Source organism: Stenotrophomonas sp. C-A, assembly GCF_054030835.1.
This window is the reverse complement of record NZ_CM132916.1, coordinates 703,880-718,274: the sequence shown is the minus strand read 5'-3', so window position 1 is coordinate 718,274 and position 14,395 is coordinate 703,880. Positions and strand designations below refer to the sequence as shown.

The following is a 14,395-nucleotide window of genomic DNA, read 5'->3' as shown; positions in this document are numbered from 1 at the left end:
TTACACGCAATGAAGAGCAGCCGAGCATGGGCTCGGCTCTACAAGGGGACAATCGCGGGTTACGCCGCCTGCGACAGGCGCGCGCCCGGCAGCTCCACCAGCGTCTGGCCGTTGTGGTCCAGCAGGCGCAGCGCGCCATCGTGGTCTTCGGCCAGTGCTGTCAGGCTTTCCACCCAGTCGCCGTCGTTGGCATAGACCAGGCCGTCGCGTTCAATCAACGCAGCGCGGTGGATGTGGCCACAGACGATGCCATCCAGTCCGCGACGGCGCACGTCGTCCAGGCCGGCCTGCACGAAGCGCTCGATGTAGCGTTCGGCCGCACCGCTGCGCTTCTTCAGGAATTCAGACAACGACCAGTAGCGCATTCCCAACAGCCGCCGCACCGCGTTCAACGCCTGGTTGCCGGTCAGGATGCGGTAGTACAGCCAGTCACCGAACTTTTCCTGCAGGCCGCCGAAGTGGGTCACGCCGTCGTACTCGTCCCCATGCGCGACCAGCAGCCGGCGGCCATCGGCGGTCACGTGGATGGCGCGCCGGCGCACCTGCATCGCCGGCAGCATCAAACCGCAGACCTGGCGCAGCGAAGCATCGTGGTTGCCGGGGATGTAGACAATCTCGGTCCCGGCACGGCGCAACGCGTGCAGGGCCTGGATGACTTCGCTGTGTGACTGCCGCCAGTTGGCCCGGCGATGCGCCATCCACCACAGGTCGATGATGTCGCCGACCAGGTACAACCGTTCGCAACGCAGCTGCGAGAGGAACCGTGCCAGCTCGGTGGCATGGCAATGACGTGAACCCAGATGCACATCGGAGACGAACACTGCGCGCCGGTGCGGCGACAGGTTCGCCAGCGCGCTCATGCCGGCGTCCCCGCGTCGCGCAGGTAGCGTTTGCGCTTGTTCGGCCGGATCGCACACAGGTCTACTTCGATCAGGCCGTCGATCGAATCACTGAAGTCCGGGTCGACACCGAAGGCGAGGAAGCGGGCACCACCGGGTTCGCACAGATCGGTGTACTGGCGGTACAGCGTCGGCACCCCCGTGCCGAGTGCGGCCAGGTTGGCCTTGAGCACATCGAACGCGGCACCGGCATCCAGCTCGCCGAAACTCGGCGGCGCGGCGAAGTACTGGAACGGCCGGTTCGATTCGGCCAGGCCAGCAGTACCGCTGTAGTAGCGCTGGTAGTAGGCCACCAGCTGCTCGCGCGCATCGCGTGGCAGCGCCGCGCTGATCGACACCGCGCCGAACAGGTAGCGGATACCCGGCCGGCACTGCAGGTAGGCACCGATGCCCTGCCACAGGTAGTCCAGGCTGCGGCTGCCCCAGTAGTCGGGCACCACGAAGCTGCGGCCCAGTTCCAGGCCCTCGGCGATGTGGGTGATGGCATCGTCGGAATAGCGGAACAGCGACGCGCTGTAGAGCCCGGACAGTCCGTGCCGGGCCAGCGCATGGGCGCCGCGCATGATCCGGTACGCGCCGGCGATGCGCTGCGCGGCCGCGTCCCAGATCACGATGTGCTCGTACCGCGGGTCATAGTCGTCCAGGTCGCGGCTGCGCCCGGTGCCCTCGCCCACCTGGCGGAACGTCAGTTCGCGCAGGCGGCCCAGTTCAAGCAGCAGCGGTGAATCGGCGCTACAGGTCGCCAGCAGGATCTGCTTGCCATCGGCGGTCTGGCCCAGCTGGGTCGCCGCGGCGATGCCGGCGGCGACCTGCGAAGGCGGCACGGGGGACGCCAGTGGCTCGGGGCCTGCGCAGGCAGCGGCATTACCGGCTGCGCCATTGCGGCCCAGCGCATAGAGTGCGCGGCGTACCGCCAGCAGCTGTGCGCCCGGGTCGCCGCCTTTGCCCAGCTGCATCGGCTCGCCGATGCTCAGGCGCAGCGGGCGGCCACGGCGGGTGAACATCTCGCGCGCCAGCAGCGCGGTGCCAGCCGGCTTGAACAGGGTCGAGGCGCCGTAGAACAGTGCCGAATTGCGTGCTTCCACGCGCACCGGCAGCACCGGCGCACCGGCGGCACGGGCAAAGCGGACGAACCCGCGCTGCCAGCGGCCATCGCGGATGCCGCGCAGCGACAGGCGCGAGACCTCACCCGCCGGGAACACGATCACGCACTGCTCGGCGGCCAGCGCCTCCTCCACCGCGTGCAGACTGCCGCGCTGGGCCTTGCCGCCAAGGATGCGCACCGGCAACAGCAGGTCCTGCAGTGGCGCGATGGCTCCCAACAGATCGTTGGCCACGATCCGCACGTCACGACGGATGCGGCCGACCGCGTCCAGCAGCGCGAGGGCGTCCAGCGCCCCCGAGGGGTGGTTGGCGACGATCAGCAAGCGGCCGGTGGCGGGAATCTTCGCCAGCGCGGCCGGATCCACCTGGTACTGGCCATCGATGAATTCCAGGCCGGCGGCGACGAAGCCGAATCCGCGCAATCCTGCACTGCGCTGCAGGAACGCTTCGATCTGATCCAGGCGCGACCAGCGGCCGACGCTGCGCAGCAACGGCCGTGCCAGTTGGCCCCGGCGGCCGTGGAACCAATCGGGGAAGCGTTGCTGGAGACGCTGTTCAAGTTCCTGCATGGAGGATCCACTCATGCCCGGCGGCCGGATTGGCCGACAGCCTGCGCCCGGCAGGCGGCAGCCAGATGGCGGTTTTTGGGCAGAACGATGACGGCTGGCAGCGTCCGGCCAGGCCGGTAGCCGCCTGCTCCGTTGTCACGCAGGTGGAACACTGGGCCTCGAGGCTGGGGCCCAATCCCGGCCGGACGGCCTCTGCCGGGCCTACACGGGCTTAACCACCGGCAACCGGTACCGGTTCACAATGCACAGGCGGCGCACCCCGTGTATCATTCGCGCCCATCTTTCCATCCGAATCAAGGGATATTACGCCTGATGTCCAGCTATCTCTTCACCTCCGAGTCGGTCTCCGAAGGCCATCCGGACAAGGTTGCCGACCAGATCTCCGATGCGGTGCTGGACGCGATCCTGACCCAGGACCAGCGCGCCCGCGTGGCCTGCGAGACCATGGTCAAGACCGGTGTTGCCATCGTGGCCGGTGAAATCACCACCAGCGCCTGGATCGACCTGGAAGCGCTGACCCGCAAGGTCATCACGGACATCGGCTACGACAGCTCCGACGTCGGCTTCGACGGCGCCACCTGCGGCGTGCTGAACCTGATCGGCAAGCAGTCGCCGCACATCGCCCAGGGCGTGGATCGCAAGAAGCCGGAAGAAATGGGCGCTGGCGACCAGGGCCTGATGTTCGGCTATGCCACCAACGAGACCGACAGCTACATGCCGGCCGCGATCCACCTGTCGCACCGCCTGGTCGAGCAGCAGGCCAAGATCCGCAAGAAGAAGAACTCGCCGCTGTCGTGGCTGCGCCCGGACGCCAAGAGCCAGGTCACCCTGCGCTATGAAAACGGCGTGGTCTCGGCCATCGACGCCGTGGTCCTGTCGACCCAGCACGCCCCGGGCATCAAGCAGAAGGACCTCATCGAGGCCGTCCGCGAAGAAATCATCAAGCCGGTGCTGCCGGCCAAGTGGCTGCACAAGGGCACCAAGTTCCACATCAACCCGACCGGCAAGTTCGAGATCGGTGGCCCGGTGGGCGACTGCGGCCTGACCGGCCGCAAGATCATCGTCGACACCTACGGCGGCTGGGCCCGTCACGGTGGTGGCGCCTTCTCCGGCAAGGACCCGTCCAAGGTCGACCGTTCGGCAGCCTATGCGGCCCGCTACGTCGCCAAGAACGTGGTTGCCGCCGGCCTGGCCGACCGTTGCGAAGTGCAGGTCTCCTACGCCATCGGCGTGGCTGAGCCGACCTCGATCTCGGTCACCACCTTCGGCACCGGCAAGATCAGCGACGACAAGATCGAGAAGCTGATCCGCAAGCACTTCGACCTGCGCCCGTACGGCATCATCAAGATGCTGGACCTGGTGCACCCGATGTACCAGCAGACCGCGGCCTATGGCCACTTCGGCCGCAAGCCGAAGGAGTTCAGCTACCTAAACGGCGAAGGCGAGACCGTCAACGCCACGGCCTTCTCCTGGGAGAAGACCGATCGCGCCGCCGCCCTGCGCGCCGATGCGAAGCTGAAGTAAGAAACACGAAGGGCCGCTCACGCGGCCCTTCTGCTTTCTGTAGAGCCGAGCCCATGCTCGGCTTTCTTTTTCCTGCGACAAGAGCAGCCGAGCATGGGCTCGGCTCTACAAGAGCTACGCCACGCCGATACAATCGCCCCATGTCGACCGAACTGAAAACCCACCAGCTGTCCATGACCGTGCTGATGTCGCCGGAGATGGCCAATTTCTCCGGCAAGGTCCACGGTGGCGCGATCCTGCGGCTGCTCGACCAGGTCGCCTATGCCTGTGCCAGCCGCTACGCCGGCAGCTACGTGGTCACCCTGTCGGTCGACCAGGTGATGTTCCGCCAGCCGATCGCGGTGGGCGAGCTGGTCACCTTCCTGGCCTCGGTGAACCATACCGGTACCTCGTCGATGGAAATCGGCATCAAGGTGGTGGCCGAGGACATCCTCAAGCGCAGCGTGCGCCACGCCAACAGCTGCTTCTTCACGATGGTGGCGGTGGACGAGGAAGGCCGGCCGACGCCGGTACCGCCACTGCAACCGGCCACCTCCGACGAGAAGCGCCGCCAGGCCGCCGCACAGATCCGCCGCCAGCTGCGCCAGGAAATGGAACAGCGGCACCTGGAACTGCTGGCGTCGAATCCGCCGTCGCCGGAGGAGTGAGGGCGTGCGGGGCACGCCCCGCACCCACCGAGGCAGGTAGCGCCGGGCCATGCCCGGCGGACACGCATCACCCGGTGTTCTGCACGCCCTGCGAAACACCGTTCACGCACGCCACGAGCGCGCGCAGCAGTTCGTCATCCTCGCGTCCGCTGGCCCGCCAACGCTGCAGCAGATCCACCTGCAGCACGCTGATCGGATCGACGTAGGGATTGCGCAGGCGGATCGACAGCGCCAGCCGCGCATCGTGGTCCAGCAGCGTCTGCTGGTCCATCAACGCCAGCAGCCAGTGCCGGGTGAGTTCCAGTTCACGCTGCACCTGCGGGAAGAAACGCCCATGCAGGTCGCCCGACAACAGCGAGAACTGCTCGGCGATGGTGATATCGCCCTTGGACAGCACCATCGCGATGTCGTCCAGGAAGGTGCGGAAGAACGGCCAGTCACGCGCCATATCGCGCAGGGTCTGTTCGTGGCCGGCATCGACCGCCGCCTGCAGGCCACTGCCCACGCCGTACCAGCCGGGGATGACCGCGCGTGCCTGGCTCCAGGCGAACACCCAGGGAATCGCGCGCAGGTTGCCCAGTGCCGCGTCCTGGCCGAGCCGACGCGAAGGACGCGACCCCAGCGTCATCCGCTCGATCACGTCGATGGGTGTGGCGGTACGGAAGTAGTCCATGAAGCCGGCCTGGCCAACGAACACGCGATACACCTCGCTGCTGGCCGAGGCCACCGCGTCCATCACCGGCCGCCACTCATCCTCGCGCGGCTCGGCGGCACGCGGGCGCAGGCTGGCGCGCAGCACTGCACCGGTGGCCTGTTCCAGCGAGCGAAGGGCCAGCGCGCGGATGCCGTATTTGCGATGGATCACCTCGCCCTGCTCGGTCACCCGCAGGCGGCCATCGATGCTGCCGCGCGGCGACGCATCGACCGCGTGCGTGGTCTTGCCACCGCCACGGCTGATCGAACCGCCACGGCCATGGAAGAAAGTCAGGCGGATGCCGGCCTCGGCCGCCACCTCCAGCAGTTCCACCTGCGCGCGCTGCAGGCCCCAGCGCGAAGCGGCAATGCCACCATCCTTGCTGCTGTCCGAATAGCCGAGCATCACCATCTGCACGTCGCCGCGCGCACGCAGATGGGCGCGATACACCGGGTCGGCCAGCAGGTCGCACAGGGTGGCCGTGCCACGCTTGAGGTCATCCACGGTCTCGAACAATGGGGCGATGTCCAACGGCACCGCCCCACTCTCTTCCACCAGGCCGCCACGGCGCGCCAGCGCCAGCACCGCCAGCACATCGCTGCGGTCGTGTGCCATCGAGATGATGTAGCTGCCCAGTGCATCGTTGCCATGCCGCGCGCGCGCATCGGCCAGCGACGCGAACACGGCATCCAGACGCTGATTGCCCTCGTCATCACCCTTGGGAAGCGGTGCTTCGCCGCTGGCATGCGGGCCCAGCAGCCGCGCACGGCCCACCGCATCCAGCGCCTGCCAGGCCTCCTCGCCGCCCAGCACGGCGGCCAGCGCGCGCGCATGCACGCTCGACTCCTGGCGCACATCCAGCCGCGCCAGATGGAAGCCAAAGGTCTTCACCCGCCACAGCAGGCGCTGCACCGCAAAACCACCAGCGTGCTCGCCACGGTTCGCACGCAGGCTGTCGAGGATCAGCTGCAGGTCGTCGATCAGCTCGTCCGGGCCAGCGTAGTTGCCTTCGCCATGATCCAGCGTGGCCTGCAGGCGCGCGCGCATTCGGTCGTTGAGCAGGCGGTACGGCATGTCGGCATGGCGTGGGCGCGACTGCACCTGCGGCAGCAGCTGCTGGTAGTGCGCCACGCGCGCCTGCAGCGCCTCGCTCACGCCCACCCGCTCGGTGGACTGGCTGAGCAGGCTGGCCAGCTGCAGCAGTTCCTTCTGGTAGCGCCCCAGCACTGCCTGCCGCTGCGCATCCAGTGTGTTGCGGATGGTGGTGGCATCCACGTTCGGGTTGCCGTCCATGTCGCCGCCTACCCACGTGCCGAAACGCAGCAGGCGCGGCAGCGGCAGTTCTTCACCGTAGGTATCGCGCAGTGCCTGCTGCAGCGATTCGTACAGCACCGGGATCACCCGGTACAACACCTGCACCAGATAGAAGCCGACGTGCTCGCGCTCGTCATCGACGGTAGGCCGCACCGGCGAAGAATCGGTGGTCTGCCACGAAGCGGTCAGCGCCATGCGGAAGCGCGCGGCATCGGCGGCAGCTTCCCCCGGCGTGCGTTGGCCGTCGAGGTTGTCGACCAGGCTGGCCACCATCAGCTGCTCTTTTTCCAGCAGCGCGCGGCGCACCGCCTCGGTCGGGTGCGCGGTGAACACCGGTTCGATGTCGATGCGCGGGAGCCACTGCGCCAGTTCGTCCAGGCCCACGCCCTGCGCCTTCAGGTGCTGCAGCGCATCCTGCAGGCCATCAGGCTGTGCACCTGCGGTACCGGCGCGCTGGTAATCACGGCGACGGCGGATGCGGTGCACGCGCTCGGCGATGTTGACCACCTGGAAGTACGTGCTGAACGCACGCACCATGGTTTCGGCCTGCTGCGGCGTGCGCCCGGCCAGGCCATCGGCCAGCTCCGACAATGGAGCTTGATTCTCGCGGCGGGCGATGGCGCGGGTGCGCACGTCTTCGACGTCGTCGAGAAACGCGGCGGACACCTGTTCAACCAGCAGGTCACCGACCAGCGCGCCGAGCCGGCGCACGTCATCGCGAAGCGGAAGATCGGGAGAAGCAAACTCGATGCTGCTGCGGTACTCGTTCATCGGCGACGCACAGGCCTCGGTCAACGGATCCAGGCCCCAAGCCTAAACCAGAACGGGCGTCGTGCTGCGATGCAAAAATGGTTTCATCTGCACGTATCCATGACGGACGCAGCCGAGCATGGGCTCGGCTCTACAAGCGTCGTGGCGCGTGACACCGTGTAGCGCCCGAGCCCATGCTCGGGCGGCGGCGCAGCCGCACAGGCGGCCCCGTTGCGGGGGCCGCCGTCACACTAGTCAGCGCTTCTTCTTCGCCTTGACCTGCTCGGCCGGGCCGATGGTCTGTTCCAGCCAGCGCTCGCTTTCGGCCAGCATGGTCATGATCGATTCGCGTGCGCGGTAGGCGTGCGATTCGTTCGGCAGCATCACCAGCCGCGCGGTGCCACCCAGGCCCTTCACCGCGGCGAACATGCGCTCGCTCTGGATCGGGAAGGTGCCAGAGTTGTTGTCGTCCACGCCGTGGATGAAGAGGATCGGGTCCTTGATCTTGTCGGCATAATTGAACGGCGCCATCTTCTGGTAGACGTCCTGCGCCTGCCAGTAGTTGCGTTCCTCGGCCTGGAAACCGAACGGGGTGAGCGTGCGGTTGTAGGCGCCGCTGCGCGCGATGCCGGCCTTGAACAGGCGGGTGTGCGCCAGCAGGTTGGCGGTCATGAACGCACCGTAGGAATGGCCACCGATGGCGATGTGCTCGCGATCGGTCACGCCACGACGCACCACTTCATCCACCGCGGCCTGCGCGTTGGCCACCAGCTGTTCGATGTAGGTGTCGTTCGGCTCCTTGTCGCCCTCACCGATGATCGGCATCGATGGGCTGGCCAGCACCACATAACCCTTGGCCAGGAACGCCTGCGGGCCCCAGTAGCTGACCGCATTGAAGCGGTACGGCGAATCGGTCACCTGGCTGGCCGCCGCCGCGCTCTTGAACTCGCCCGGGTAGGCCCACATCAGCAGCGGCCGCGGGCCGCCGCGCTTCGGGTCGTAGCCCGGCGGCAGCAGCAGGGTCGCGGTCAGGTCGACGCCATCCTTGCGCTTGTAGCGGATCTGCTCCTTCTGCACGCCCTTCAGCTGCGGCAGCGGATGGGCGAAATGGGTCAGCGCGCGCGGTGCGGCACCGGCATCGGCCAGCGACTGCACGTAGAAGTTGGCCGGCTCATCCGGGCTTTCACGGCTCAGCAGCAGCGAGCTGCCCCGGTCGTCCAGCAGCGCCACTGGCGCGGCGTAGCTGGGCGCCTGCGAGTGGAACAGGCGGGTAGCCTTGCCACTGGCAATGTCGAAGCGGTCCACGAACGGGCGGTCGCCCTCCGGCGAAGCACCGGCACCGGCCAGATACAGGCTGCCGCCATCGGCGGTGGTCTGCAGCAGCGAGCGGCCGCGGTCGTCGCTGGACAACAGCGGACGGCCCGGATCGGAATAGCGGTCCTGCGCGTCACGATCCCACAGCAGGCGCGGCTCGGCACCGGCATTGTCCGGGGCAATCAGCCAGGTCCTGGTCTTGCGCGTCTTCCACCACGACTCGGTCAGCAGGGCCAGGTCGCCACGGCCCCAGTTGATACCCACCAGACGGCTGCCGAGCTGGGCCAGGGTCACCGGCGGCTTGTCGAACGGCGCGGCCTGCATCAACACCGCATCGCGCACCTTGGCCTCCCGGTTCGGATCGCCGCCGTCCTGCGCTTCGGCCCAGACCAGGGTGGCATCGGCATCACCGCGCCAGCTGATGTCGCGCACGCCGGTCACTTCGGCGTCGTTGCCGGTAGGCAGGCCTTCCACCAGCGGACGCACGGCCACGGTGTGCACCAGCTTGCCGCTGGCACGGTCGATCACTTCGATGCGGCGCGGGAAACTGCTCACCGGCACCACGTAGGAGTACGGCCGCTGCACCGGCTGGCGCAGCACGAAGCGGCCATCCGGCGACACTGCAAAGCCCATGAAGATGCCGGCCGCGCCGATCGCGCGGGTACGGCCATCCAGGCTGACTTCCATCGGCTGGGTGGTGGCGTAGTAATCGAACTGGCGCGCGTCGGCCTCGTTCTTCAGCAGGTCCTGGTAGGTACGGATCGACACGACGCCGCCGCCCTGGCTGGTCTGCTGCACGGCCGGACCGGTCGGAATGCCGTCGGCGGCCGGGGCCGCACCGAGGTTGGCCGGGCGGGTGAACACCACCAGGCCGCGGCTGTCCGGCAGCCACTGGTAGCCGCTGCCGATCACCGTGTTCAGGCCGGCAACCAGACGGCGGGCACTGCCACCGGCCACGTCCACAAGCCACAGTTCATTGGCGCCACTGGCGGCATCGACCTGGTTGAAGGCCAGCCACTTCTGGTCCGGCGACCACATCACACTGGCGATCGACAGCTTGGCCGGCAGGCCGCTGATCTGCCGTTCCTTGCCGTCGGCAACGTTCATCAGCCACAGCTTCTCGCCGAAGCTGAAGCGGCTGTCGGAGAACGTGCGCGGGTTGATACGCAGGCCGGCCAGCTTCAGTTCCGGCTGCGCCACCACCTGGATCGACGGCAGCGACGGCATCTGCATCATCGCGGCCACGTCGCGGCGTGGCGACAGGTACAACGAGGGCGCACGGGGCGCGTCCACCACCGCCTGCAGCGCGGCCGACGGCAGTTCGTAGCCATTGACGCCCTGGGCCTGTGCGGCCACAGGCTGCGGCGCTGCCGCCCAGGCCAGCGGGGCCACCGCCAGCAGTCCCATCGACAGGACCAGGCCGGTCCAGCGCCGTGTGCGGCGCGCGTGCATGCTCATCGTTCCACCTGTGTGATGCGTGAAAACACCGACCTTAACAGTCTGTGCACGCGATCCCATCTGCCGATGGTTGGGTCGTTCCGATGTCATGCCGGGGCCGCGATATACTGGGCGTTCTCCCCTGCCGAGGGGCGCTGCGACCGGATCCCATGAGGCCCGGCCAGGCTCGGTAAGGTGGCTTTGTAACAACGGCGCCCGGCTAGATGCGAGCACCCGCTCGTCCACAACCGGAGCACACGAATGAACGCTGTTGCCAAGACCTTCTCCACCGAAGGTGATTACAAGATCCGCGATATCACGCTGGCCGACTGGGGCCGCAAGGAACTGGACATCGCCGAGCACGAAATGCCGGGCCTGATGTCGATCCGTCGCAAGCACGCCGCCAGCCTGCCGCTGAAGGGCGTGCGCGTGACCGGCTCGCTGCACATGACCATCCAGACCGCAGTGCTGATCGAGACCCTGAAGGACATCGGCGCCGACGTGCGCTGGGCCTCGTGCAACATCTTCTCGACCCAGGACCACGCCGCTGCGGCGATCGCCGCCACCGGCACCCCGGTGTTCGCGTGGAAGGGCGAGACCCTGGAAGAATACTGGGACTGCACCCTGGACGCGCTGACCTTCACCCTGGCCGATGGCACCCTGACCGGCCCGGAGCTGGTGGTGGACGACGGCGGTGACGTGACCCTGCTGATCCACAAGGGCTACGAGCTGGAAAACGGCAGCGACTGGGTCAACACCGCCTCCGCCTCGCACGAAGAACAGGTCATCAAGAACCTGCTCAAGCGCGTCGCCAAGGAGCGACCGGGTTACTGGGGCCGCGTGGTCAAGGACTGGAAGGGCGTCTCCGAGGAGACCACCACCGGCGTGCACCGCCTGTACCAGCTGGCCCAGGCCGGCACCCTGCTGATTCCGGCGATCAACGTCAACGACTCGGTCACCAAGAGCAAGTTCGACAACCTGTACGGCTGCCGCGAGTCGCTGGCCGATGGCCTGAAGCGCGCGATGGACGTGATGCTGGCCGGCAAGGTGGCCGTGGTCTGCGGCTACGGCGACGTCGGCAAGGGCTGCGCCGCCTCGCTGCGTGCCTATGGCGCGCGCGTGATCGTCACCGAGATTGACCCGATCTGCGCCCTGCAGGCGGCGATGGAAGGCTATGAAGTCAACACCATCGAATCGACCCTGGGCCGTGCCGACCTGTACGTCACCACCACCGGCAACAAGGACATCATCCGCATCGAGCACCTGAGCGCGATGAAGGACCAGGCCATCGTCTGCAACATCGGCCACTTCGACAACGAGATCCAGGTCGATGCGCTGGTGTCGTTCGCCGGCATCAAGCACGTCAACATCAAGCCGCAGGTGGACAAGTACATCTTCCCGAACGGCAACGCGATCTTCCTGCTGGCCGAAGGCCGCCTGGTGAACCTGGGCTGCGCCACCGGCCACCCGAGCTTCGTGATGTCCAACAGCTTCGCCAACCAGACCCTGGCACAGATCGACCTGTGGGCGAACAAGGACAGCTACGAGAAGAAGGTCTACCTGCTGCCGAAGAAGCTGGACGAAGAAGTGGCCCGCCTGCACCTGGAAAAGATCGGCGTGAAGCTGACCACCCTCAGCCAGGAACAGGCCGACTACATCGGCGTGCCGGTGGAAGGCCCGTTCAAGCCGGACCACTACCGCTACTGATGACTGTGGGGTGCCGGCCAACGGCCCGCACTTCCGGTGCATGCGACACGGACGGGCGCCTTCGGGCGCCCGTTCAGCGTTTGCGCACGGCCGAACATCACGCATCCACCAGAGTGGGGGCCAATAGCCTCGGTCAAGGCAGCACTCTCAGCGCGCGCTACGATGCCCCCATGACCCCGGCCATCAACCTGCTCAAGCGCGAGAAGATCGCCCACACCGTGCGCAGCTACGTGCACGACGCCCACGCCGAATCCTATGGCGGCGAAGCCGTCGACAAGCTCGGCCTCGATCCGGCCCAGGTGTTCAAGACCCTGCTGGCCAGCACCGAGGCACACGAACTGCTGGTGGCGATCGTGCCGGTGGCCGGCCAGCTGGACCTGAAGGCATTGGCCGAAGCGGCCGGCTGCAAGAAGTGCGAGATGGCCGCCGCCGACGCCGCACAGCGCGCGACCGGTTACCTGGTCGGTGGCATCAGCCCGCTCGGGCAGAAGAAGCGCCTGCGCACCTTCCTGGACGCCAGCGCGCAGGCATTGCCCGCGCTGCATGTCAGCGCCGGTCGCCGCGGCCTGGAAGTGGAACTGGCGCCCACCGATCTGCTGCGACTGACAGCCGGCCACTACGCGGCGATCGGCAAGGCACGTTGATGCGCTGGCCGTGGTCCGCAGCGCCGTCGCCCCGGCTTGAGGATGCTCAGGCCGATGTGCTGCTGCAGGACCTGTTGTCGCGCGACGCAACGCGCATCACCGATGCCGCACCCACCGTCGCCCGATTGTTCACTCCCGCATCCCTGGAGGCGTTGAGCGCGCATGCGGATACGATTGAACGCAGCTGCCAGGGCGTCGCCCTTGGCGGCATGCTGATCAGCAACCAGGCTCACCTCAAGGCGGCCCTGCAACGGCTGCGCTACTGGCAGGCGCGCGAAGGCTGCCTGTGCGCGCTCTACCCTTCCTATGTGTTCTTCAGCCCCGAGCCGCTGCTGGAACAAGGTCACGTGCAGCTGCGTGCACGGGGCGAAGCGGAGGACGGCTGGGGCGAATGCTACCGGCTGACGTGCACCTGCTGCGCGCAGCCATGGAGCGCGACCGAGCGCGAGTACCACTACCGCTGGTGGGAGTGGAAGGCCGAGCCCGCCCTGCAGACGCCCTAGTTGAGCTTGAACGTGACCGTTCCGCGTATCAGGCTCATGTTTGGCGCCTTGCCCGCCGCTTCACGCTCATAACGCCAGTCACGCGCGTGCTTGAGCGCCGCCGCATCGAGCAGTGGGTACCCACTGGACCGGGACAGGATGATCGCCTGGGTCTTGCCCTGTGCATCCAGCAGCAGCATCAGCTCGACACCGCCCTGCTGGGCTTCGCGCATGGCAGCCGCAGGATACGCCGGGACCGACGAGAGCCGCCGCTGGTGCCAGCCTCCTTCCCGGCCAATCAACGGCGTGCTGGAAGAGAGCGGGCAACGCGCAGGCATCTGCAGGTCGAAGCCCGCAGCCCCTTGCGAAGGCCGGGTGGTGGCTGGCCCACCACAGGCAATCGCCGACACGCTCTGGAGCAACGACTGCTGACGCGAAAGCGCTGCTGCGTCATCCGCTTCCACATGGAACGTGCAACGCCCCGAGGTTGCCTGCGCGTGCAGTGAACCCACGCCCGCGTCGCGGATCAGCGTCACGTCGGACAGGGCCCCACAGGCAGCGCCTGCATCGTACTTTGCTGCCGAGCTTTCACTTGCGGCCAGCAGGCCTGCGGCGCCCCATGCAAACGGCATCCAGCTGCGAACATTCATCCCTGTGCTCCCTGCGTTGATTCACCGCCATGGTAGCGCTCCACTGCCGTCACCCTGTTCACATGCCGGCTGTCCGGCCACAGCGTGGGCTCAGGGCCGCCAGTTGGCGTTGTTCTCCCAGAACGCCACCGAGCGCCGGTAGGCCTCCCGGTCCAGCGGCACACCGGAACCGCCCTCCTCCACGCCCAGCGCATTGCGCATCATCGTGATCGGCGCCATCGGCACCTCTTCCGGTTCGGCGGTGTAGATGCAGCCGACGATGCCCCACTCGGCCTCGATCGGTGAACCTTCCTTCGCCAGCTGCCCAGCGCTGTACAGGATCACCACCAGGTAGTTCGCACGCGGTGATTCCACGCCCTCGAACCAGCGCACCAGCACCGGCAGTTCCTCGCGGTTGCGTGCCTCGTAACCACTGCGCAGCAGATGGCGGTTGGCCTCGGTGACCGGCACCGTCAGGCAGCGCGTGCTGGTCCAGTTCTCGTAGACGAACAGCTTGCAGAACGGGGCGTAGCCGTCGAGCACCTTCAGCGGCGCATGCGCGTTGAGGTGTGCCTCGAACTGCTCGGCAGTGCAGTCCTGGATGGTGTTGCCGCGCGGCACGCGCGGAAACAGACGGGGACGGGCGAAATCGGTGAGGACGATGGACATGGCATGCACGAG

General features: G+C 67.3%; 11 protein-coding genes and 1 riboswitch. Of the genes, 5 read left to right on the top strand and 6 right to left on the bottom strand.

The window, feature by feature from the left end; genetic code table 11:
• Positions 1-59: 59 nt before the first annotated feature.
• Positions 60-860 carry a UDP-2,3-diacylglucosamine diphosphatase gene (locus ACW5IY_RS03195; protein WP_010481879.1) on the bottom strand — a complete coding sequence of 267 codons (801 nt, stop codon included), beginning with the start codon at positions 858-860 and terminating at the stop codon, positions 60-62.
• Positions 857-2,572: a bifunctional ornithine lipid synthase OlsF gene (gene olsF, locus ACW5IY_RS03190; RefSeq protein WP_049435594.1), complete on the bottom strand. Its 1,716-nt coding sequence runs from the start codon at positions 2,570-2,572 to the stop codon at positions 857-859. The genes ACW5IY_RS03195 and olsF overlap by 4 nt, the downstream gene beginning before the upstream one ends.
• Before the next feature lie 312 nt (positions 2,573-2,884).
• Here olsF and metK point away from each other — a divergent pair, with 312 nt between their 5' ends.
• Positions 2,885-4,096 carry a methionine adenosyltransferase gene (metK, locus tag ACW5IY_RS03185; RefSeq protein WP_010481882.1) on the top strand — a complete coding sequence of 404 codons (1,212 nt, stop codon included), beginning with the start codon at positions 2,885-2,887 and terminating at the stop codon, positions 4,094-4,096.
• 140 nt (positions 4,097-4,236) lie between these two features.
• Positions 4,237-4,743, top strand: a complete 507-nt coding sequence (locus ACW5IY_RS03180) for an acyl-CoA thioesterase (protein ID WP_010481883.1) — start codon at positions 4,237-4,239, stop codon at positions 4,741-4,743.
• Positions 4,744-4,810: 67 nt separating this feature from the next.
• On the opposite strand, the gene ppc is transcribed toward ACW5IY_RS03180, so the two are convergent.
• Positions 4,811-7,522 (bottom strand): phosphoenolpyruvate carboxylase, encoded by a 2,712-nt coding sequence (gene ppc / locus ACW5IY_RS03175; RefSeq protein ID WP_049435595.1) that lies wholly within the window; start codon positions 7,520-7,522, stop codon positions 4,811-4,813.
• A gap of 234 nt (positions 7,523-7,756) precedes the next feature.
• Positions 7,757-10,273: a prolyl oligopeptidase family serine peptidase gene (locus tag ACW5IY_RS03170; RefSeq protein WP_049435596.1), complete on the bottom strand. Its 2,517-nt coding sequence runs from the start codon at positions 10,271-10,273 to the stop codon at positions 7,757-7,759.
• A gap of 120 nt (positions 10,274-10,393) precedes the next feature.
• A riboswitch (S-adenosyl-L-homocysteine riboswitch) is annotated at positions 10,394-10,477 on the top strand.
• A 36-nt stretch (positions 10,478-10,513) separates the two neighbouring features.
• Here ACW5IY_RS03170 and ahcY point away from each other — a divergent pair.
• The 3 genes from ahcY (at position 10,514) to ACW5IY_RS03155 (ending at position 13,106) form a co-directional block, all read left to right on the top strand.
• Positions 10,514-11,959: an adenosylhomocysteinase gene (gene ahcY, locus ACW5IY_RS03165; RefSeq protein WP_019338084.1), complete on the top strand. Its 1,446-nt coding sequence runs from the start codon at positions 10,514-10,516 to the stop codon at positions 11,957-11,959.
• 170 nt (positions 11,960-12,129) lie between these two features.
• On the top strand, positions 12,130-12,603 hold the full coding sequence (gene ybaK, locus ACW5IY_RS03160) for a Cys-tRNA(Pro) deacylase (protein ID WP_049435597.1): 474 nt from the start codon (positions 12,130-12,132) through the stop codon (positions 12,601-12,603).
• A complete protein-coding gene (locus ACW5IY_RS03155) occupies positions 12,603-13,106 on the top strand; it encodes a hypothetical protein (RefSeq protein ID WP_049435598.1) in 504 nt (167 codons plus the stop codon). The genes ybaK and ACW5IY_RS03155 overlap by 1 nt, the downstream gene beginning before the upstream one ends.
• Here the strand turns inward: ACW5IY_RS03155 and ACW5IY_RS03150 are convergent.
• Entirely contained in the window at positions 13,103-13,621 is a 519-nt protein-coding gene (locus tag ACW5IY_RS03150) for an energy transducer TonB (protein ID WP_160314066.1), read from the bottom strand. The two genes, ACW5IY_RS03155 and ACW5IY_RS03150, sit on opposite strands and share 4 nt — an antisense overlap.
• Positions 13,622-13,825: 204 nt before the next feature.
• Positions 13,826-14,383, bottom strand: a complete 558-nt coding sequence (locus ACW5IY_RS03145) for a DUF3228 family protein (RefSeq protein ID WP_049435658.1) — start codon at positions 14,381-14,383, stop codon at positions 13,826-13,828.
• Positions 14,384-14,395 lie beyond the last annotated feature (12 nt).

What these genes read in the sequence shown, in the direction of transcription:
- ahcY (WP_019338084.1), top strand. Translation starts at nt 10,514, where the DNA reads ATGAACGCTGTTGCCAAGACCTTCTCCACCGAAGGTGATTACAAGATC.
- ACW5IY_RS03155 (WP_049435598.1), top strand. Translation starts at nt 12,603, where the DNA reads ATGCGCTGGCCGTGGTCCGCAGCGCCGTCGCCCCGGCTTGAGGATGCT.
- ppc (WP_049435595.1), bottom strand. Translation starts at nt 7,522, where the DNA reads ATGAACGAGTACCGCAGCAGCATCGAGTTTGCTTCTCCCGATCTTCCG.
- ybaK (WP_049435597.1), top strand. Translation starts at nt 12,130, where the DNA reads ATGACCCCGGCCATCAACCTGCTCAAGCGCGAGAAGATCGCCCACACC.
- metK (WP_010481882.1), top strand. Translation starts at nt 2,885, where the DNA reads ATGTCCAGCTATCTCTTCACCTCCGAGTCGGTCTCCGAAGGCCATCCG.
- ACW5IY_RS03180 (WP_010481883.1), top strand. Translation starts at nt 4,237, where the DNA reads ATGTCGACCGAACTGAAAACCCACCAGCTGTCCATGACCGTGCTGATG.
- ACW5IY_RS03145 (WP_049435658.1), bottom strand. Translation starts at nt 14,383, where the DNA reads ATGTCCATCGTCCTCACCGATTTCGCCCGTCCCCGTCTGTTTCCGCGC.
- ACW5IY_RS03170 (WP_049435596.1), bottom strand. Translation starts at nt 10,273, where the DNA reads ATGAGCATGCACGCGCGCCGCACACGGCGCTGGACCGGCCTGGTCCTG.
- ACW5IY_RS03195 (WP_010481879.1), bottom strand. Translation starts at nt 860, where the DNA reads ATGAGCGCGCTGGCGAACCTGTCGCCGCACCGGCGCGCAGTGTTCGTC.
- olsF (WP_049435594.1), bottom strand. Translation starts at nt 2,572, where the DNA reads ATGCAGGAACTTGAACAGCGTCTCCAGCAACGCTTCCCCGATTGGTTC.